The sequence below is a fragment of the Trinickia sp. genome (genome assembly GCF_035492435.1).
In the GTDB taxonomy this organism is placed as follows: domain Bacteria; phylum Pseudomonadota; class Gammaproteobacteria; order Burkholderiales; family Burkholderiaceae; genus Trinickia.
The window spans coordinates 1-6,031 of record NZ_DATJJF010000123.1 but is presented as its reverse complement, the minus strand read 5'-3'; the positions used below and the strand labels follow the sequence as shown (position 1 = coordinate 6,031).

The window sequence follows — 6,031 nt, the reverse complement described above, 5'->3', positions numbered from 1 at the left end:
GCCGTATGCAGGAGCATATCCATATCCACCGTAGGGGGCGACGACACAGCCGGCGAGGCCGGCCGCGGTGAGCGCGAGAACTGCTAGCAACCTGATCACGGCTTTTCTCCAACGTCAAATCGGTGCCAAACAAAAAAAAGGCCCCCGCTATAAAGGAGGGCCGAACTAGAGCGGGGTAAGACATGATGGCCTCACAACGTGAGGCAAATTCAGTGTACGTCCGCGTAGTACGCCTTGCGTTTCATCGTCATTTACACCTATTACGCCATGTGACCAGCATAGGCTGGACTTACAGACCGTTTCAAACATGCGTTTAACGACACCATGAGCGTGCTTAAGTGGTCGGAGCCTGAGGCCCTGCACGTTGCAACTCTGCTTCGGCATGCTGACGAAACGCTTGCACAAGGCGCATGCGCGCCGAGGAGTGATTCCACATGAGGCCAACCGTGCGTTTCGTAAACGGGTGGGGCAGGGGCCATTTCGCAAGCGACAAACTGACGTCTCGCGTCGCAAGCCAGTCTGGCACGAGCGACACGCCGAGCCCGCGATCGACAAGCGCTGCTATGGCATCGAGCCCGTCGAGCTCGCAGCGTTGGTGCGGCTTGATGCCGTGCTGGCGCAAGTAGGCATCGGCGAGTTGGCCGCCCACGACGTTGCGGTCATAGCGCAGAAACGGTTGCGATTGCAGCGTGGCGTGCACATCGGTTACGGTCATCGCAGCCGGTGTCAGCAGTACCAGCGGTTCCTCGCGTAAAGTCTGCCAGCCGCAGCTTTTCGGCAACTCGAAGAGCGGCTGCACAAGCACGGCCATGTCGAGATCACCGCTGACCACTTTGCGATAGAGGTCGCTGGACGTGCCAGGCTCCAGATAGATATCGATTTGCGGATGATGGGCGAGCAGGCTGGACAGCACGTTTGGAATCAGGCTCGTGATCAGCGTCTGTGTACCGCCGAGGCGCAGTTGCCCGGCGAGCGTCGACGTATCGTTCAGATCGGATCGGAGATCGCGTATTTCGCGTAGCACCGTTCGCGCGCGCTTGAGAATCCGCTCCCCGGCCTCGGTGGCGCTGACCGTGCGGCCGCTACGGCGAACGATCTTCGTGCCGAGCTCCTCCTCGAGCATCTTCACGCGCTGCGCCACCGCGGCTGCGGTCAGATCGAGATGGCGGGCCGCCTCGGCGATGGAGCCGAGATCCACGACGTAGACGAAGCTTTGCAAGTAGCGCGAATCCATCGATAGAATTTTTATCTTCTAAAGAAGTCAAAGAATACTGTTTTTAAGTACTGCCGACCACCACACTTTGCCCGTCGGCCGCAGGAAACGGCATGCGGCCTTACCAGGAGGAGTGCGGCATGCCTGTCATCGAATCAATCTCCGTTTGCTCGGTCAGCGTTCCACTCGATCGGGTGACGACTTTTGCAACGCGAACGGTCACAAAGCGCGACTATGGCCTCGTCAAGGTCCGCTCATCCGACGGCGTAGAGGGCATCGGCTTTTGCTATGTCGGCAGCGCCGGTGGTGAGCTGCTACGTGTCGCAGTCGAGCAACTGCTTGCACCGGTGCTGATTGGTCAGGATTCCTATGCAGTCGAGGGCCTGTGGCAGGCGATGTACCAGGAAGCGCTGTTGCAGGGGCGCGCGGGAACGGTCATGCGCGCAATCAGCATTCTCGATACCGCGCTTTGGGACCTCAACGCGCGCACGCATGGCGTACCCCTGCACAAGTATCTCGGTGCGGTGAAGCTTGACCGTGTGCCAGCGTACGCAAGCGGCGGCTATTACCTCGAGGGCAAGACACCGCAGAGACTCGGCGAAGAGATGGCGAGCTATGTCGAGATGGGCTTCAAGGCCGTCAAGATGAAGGCGGGCCGCTTGTCGCCGAAGGAGGAGGAAGCGCGTGTGCGCGCTGCGCGCGAAGCAATCGGCCCCGATGTAGAACTCATGATCGACATCAACAACGGCTGGAGCGATGTGACGCAGGCCATGCAGTACGTGCAGCGCTTCGAACAGTACGATCCTTATTTCATCGAGGAGCCCTTTTCTCCGGACGACATCGACAATCACGCGCGCTTATCGAAGCTGACGCGTGTGCCGATCGCGACCGGCGAAATCGGATATGGGCGTTGGTACCACAAGGAACTGCTCGACAAACAAGGCGCTGCCATTTTGCAAACCGATGCGGTGGTATGTGGTGGAATCAGCGAATGGCGCCGGGTTGCGGCGACGGCAGCGAGCTATGGCGTCGTCATGTGCCCGCATTGGTTCCATGACGTACATGCGCCGCTCGTTGCTGCGACACCCAATGCGCGCTATGTCGAGTTCTTCTGGGACGACCAGGTCTTGAACTTCCGTCGTCTCATCGATCGGCAGCTCGATTACCGCAATGGCGAGATCGAACTGCATCGAACACCGGGCCTCGGTTTCGATTTCGATGAGCAGGCGGTGGCGCGATATGGGAAATGGACGATCGTGAAATAGCCGCTCGGACGTTGGATAGGTAGTGAAGGGGAATGCCGACCCAAAAATGTAACCGAGTTGACCAGTGCGGCTTAACGCATGGCGAGCTGCTTTCGATAATTCTTTCCGTATAGCCTCATATAACGTCGCCCTCTGACTTGCGTGACGCGCGTGCCGAACTTTACGCCCGGTGAAATCTGCCCTTACAAGTCGGCACAAGTTTGCACGCCGCTTTCCGTTAGAGTGATTTCGGGTAACGGCGGCAGACGCGAGACGTCCAAAGACGCCGGCCACTTTTAAGCAGAATTAAATGAGGAGGTTAGTTTTATGAAAGCACGTGCCATCGTTTCTGGTGCGGCCTTGGCCGCTGTGCTGGCTAGTGGCGTTTGGCTGACGGCAGGGACTGCGGTTGCGCAGGAAGCGCCCGTTGACTACTCATTGGGGCACGCGCGGCTCATGCCCGTCGAATTGACCATCAACGTCGGCATGCACGGCGATCGCTATTGGGATGGTCATCGCTACTGGTCGCACGATGAATGGCAGCATCATTATCCGCACAATCGCGATCCTTGGGCCCGTCAAAATGACGATCATCGGCAAGACGAGCCGCATCACTCCTGATTCACGAGGCGCCGCAAGCTATGAGGCCTGAGGCCTCATAGCCAACATGGACTAAGGCCGACTGCCTCATGGGGCGTCGGCTTTTTAGTTGGCCCGAATGAGTACGGACGGGTCGGTCTCGTTCGCTCTGCCGTGACGCTCGGGGCGTACCCGCTCGGGGCGTATCTTTTCGATGGTCGCCCGCGCCAATTGGTTCGGACTGCCAAATTTCTGCGACGCTCTGGTGACGCGAGGCAGCCCGCAGGTTCCGTGCTTCAGTGTTGCGCCGCCGATGCATCGTGCCATTGCATCGAGTGCACCCACCTAGTGCATTTCCGACGCCATAAATCATACGAAAGCTCAAGATGGATGCGCCTTCGGAGGAAAAAAGCGCATGTACTTCTGGGAGTGACATTGCGCACGGACCTTGCTTAACAACGGCTCGATGATTAACGAGAGTCCGAGGAGCCGCCGTGATTCCCACCATTCAAACAGGAAAACGCGCCGATTCACAGGGCACTACGGAGTTTTCTTTGCCGCAGGACGTCGCTGTCTCCCAGCGACCAGGATTCGAGCAAGACATGGTATCTGGGCTGCGGCGCTATGCGATGCGGCATCGCGACCTGACACTCACGAGCGTTTTCCAGCCCATCTTTAGCCTGGCGCACTTGCGCGCAGTCGGCTACGAAGCGCTGTTGCGCGCGCACGATGCCTTCGACTGTCCGGTTCCACCGCTCGATGTGTTCGGCGATGCGGCCCGGCAGGGCGAGCTTCATCACGTTGACCGCCTTGCGCTCAATCTGCACCTCGCCAACTTCAAGATGTTGGGGGCCGAGTGCGAATGGCTCTTTTTGAACGTGCACGCTGGTGCACTGAGCGATTCCTATCACGCAGGGGCATTCTCCGCGAGCCTTTCTCGCCTGAATTTGCCACCGCGCCGGATCGTGCTCGAGATGCAGGAGGCGAGCCTCCATGACCTCGATCGCATCGCCGACGAAGTCCGGTACTTTCGGGAGCAGGGCTTTCTCATTGCGCTCGACGATTTTGGTGCGGGCGATTCGAACCTCGAGCGCATCTGGCAGATTGACCCTGACATTGTGAAGATCGACCGAATGATGCTCTCGCGTGCGGCCCATCGCACGCAGGCGGAGGCGATTCTGCCGGGCTTCGTGTCGCTGCTGCACGAAGCGGGCAAGCTGGTTTTGATCGAAGGGGTTGAGACCGAGCATGAGGCGCAACTCGCGTTTGCGTGCGATGCCGATTTCGTACAGGGCTTTTATTTCGGTCGTCCCGGCGCAGGACACGCGGACAGTGCGTACGCCGCGGAGCGCATTGGCAAGTTGGCCAACCATCACCGTTCCGAATGCGAGGCGCGCGAGCGCCGCACCGCGACGCGCCTCGCGCCGTATATCCGCGCATTCATGCGGGCCGGCGAGCGGTTGGCGTCGGGCGAGCTGCTCGAGGAAGTCTGCTGGAATTTCCTTGCGCTCGATCGCGCGGCGCGGTGTTATCTGCTCGATGGGCAAGGCCGGCAGGCTGGCCGCAACATCGTCATGCGCGCCGATCGGCCCGGCAACGAGGCGCGCTTCACGCCCGTCGCCGATGCAGAGGGCGCCAACTGGATGCGCCGGCCGTATTTTCGTGCGGCAATCGAGGCGCCCGAGCGCGTGCACGCGACGAAGCCCTACTTGTCCATCAACGAGGCGCTGCCTTGTGTGACGTTATCGCTGGCGGTACGTGTGCGGGAGCAGCTCTGCGTGTTGTGTGGGGATATCGATTGGCTCGAGGAGCGTGGAGGTTGAATGTGGGCGTGCTCCCGCTCGGCTACTTCTACTTCTGTGCGATGACTGGGATTTCACGCAGCCGTCTTTCGCCTCGGGCTTCATCTAGTGCTTGCAGCACGACAGGGCTCGTCGCAGCCTGGATCGACAACTGAGCCGCCAGTAATCGCTCTTTGCGCTTGGCCTGCACAAGCGTCGCAAGCTTCACGTGACCGTAGCCGCGCACACGAGAATGCACTTGGGCTAGCTCCACAACTGTGTCCGCGTTCGTCGCGTTGGCGGCGGCGAACGCCGACGCCATCGTCGCTTCATAATCGTCGGCGAGTGCTCGCTCCATGCGGCGCTCGCGTGTGCGGCCGAACGGATCGAACGCCGTTGCGCGCAAGCGGCGGCATTGGGCGAGCACACCGAGCACCGGCCACAGCCATTGCCCAAATGAGGACTTGCGTGGCACGCCATCTGCTCGGGGTTTGGCGAGCGCTGGCGGCGCAAGGTTGAATTTCAGGCGGAAGTCCTTGCCCGCCGTTCCTTCGAATTGGGCTTCAAGGGCTGCCCTGAAAGCAGGCTCAGCGTAGAGGCGTGCCACTTCGTACTCGTCCTTAACAGCCAGCAGTCGATAGAACGTCGTCGCCACAGCCACAGTGAGCCGCACGCTGTCCATCTCGGGAAGCCGGTTGCCTGCGCGCATTGCTGCCGCCACGAGCGCGCGATAGCGCGCGACATAACGCGCCCCACCATACGCTTGCAGCCGCGATTCCCGATCTGCGATGAGCGCGTTCACGTCGCCGAGCGTCTCAGGCATGGTCAACGGTGCATCGGTGCCCTGGGCCGTCTGTCCCGATCCATGCCGCTGCGCCCACAGTTGCTCGAGCGAGCTGGCATCGCCCGCGGCTAGACGCCCGATCGAGAAGGCGAGACGGTTCGTCGGCACAGCGACACCGTTGAGCTCGATGGCGCGCATGAGCGAGGAGAGCGACAAAGGAATGAAACCGAGTTGCCAGGCGAAGCCGAGCATCAACATGTTCGCGCCGATGGTGTCACCCAAGAACCTTGAAGCGAGCGCCTGCGCATCGCAACTGGACATGAATCCGGCGCCCGCCGCATGCCGCATTTTCTCGAGCAGGGCATCGGCATGCAGGTTGGCGTCGGGGTTTTGCACGAACGTCCCGGTCGGAATCGCATGGGTATTGACG

5 protein-coding genes are annotated in these 6,031 nt (G+C 60.5%); 3 read left to right on the top strand and 2 right to left on the bottom strand.

Annotated elements, in window-relative coordinates; translation table 11 throughout:
* Nucleotides 1-334: 334 nt before the first annotated feature.
* Nucleotides 335-1,234, bottom strand: a complete 900-nt coding sequence (locus tag VL598_RS09580; protein ID WP_325326474.1) for a LysR family transcriptional regulator — start codon at nt 1,232-1,234, stop codon at nt 335-337.
* Between the two features lie 119 nt (nt 1,235-1,353).
* On the opposite strand from VL598_RS09580, the gene VL598_RS09575 reads away from it, so the two are divergent.
* The 3 genes from VL598_RS09575 (at nt 1,354) to VL598_RS09565 (ending at nt 4,859) form a co-directional block, all read left to right on the top strand.
* On the top strand, nt 1,354-2,478 hold the full coding sequence (locus VL598_RS09575) for a mandelate racemase/muconate lactonizing enzyme family protein (protein ID WP_325326473.1): 1,125 nt from the start codon (nt 1,354-1,356) through the stop codon (nt 2,476-2,478).
* A 306-nt stretch (nt 2,479-2,784) separates the two neighbouring features.
* Nucleotides 2,785-3,078 (top strand): hypothetical protein, encoded by a 294-nt coding sequence (locus tag VL598_RS09570; protein ID WP_325326472.1) that lies wholly within the window; start codon nt 2,785-2,787, stop codon nt 3,076-3,078.
* A gap of 560 nt (nt 3,079-3,638) precedes the next feature.
* Entirely contained in the window at nt 3,639-4,859 is a 1,221-nt protein-coding gene (locus VL598_RS09565) for an EAL domain-containing protein (RefSeq protein ID WP_325326471.1), read from the top strand.
* Nucleotides 4,860-4,887: 28 nt separating this feature from the next.
* Here VL598_RS09565 and VL598_RS09560 read toward each other — a convergent pair.
* Nucleotides 4,888-6,031 (bottom strand): DUF6537 domain-containing protein (locus VL598_RS09560; RefSeq protein ID WP_325326470.1); only part of this gene is annotated, 1,144 nt, incomplete at its 5' end.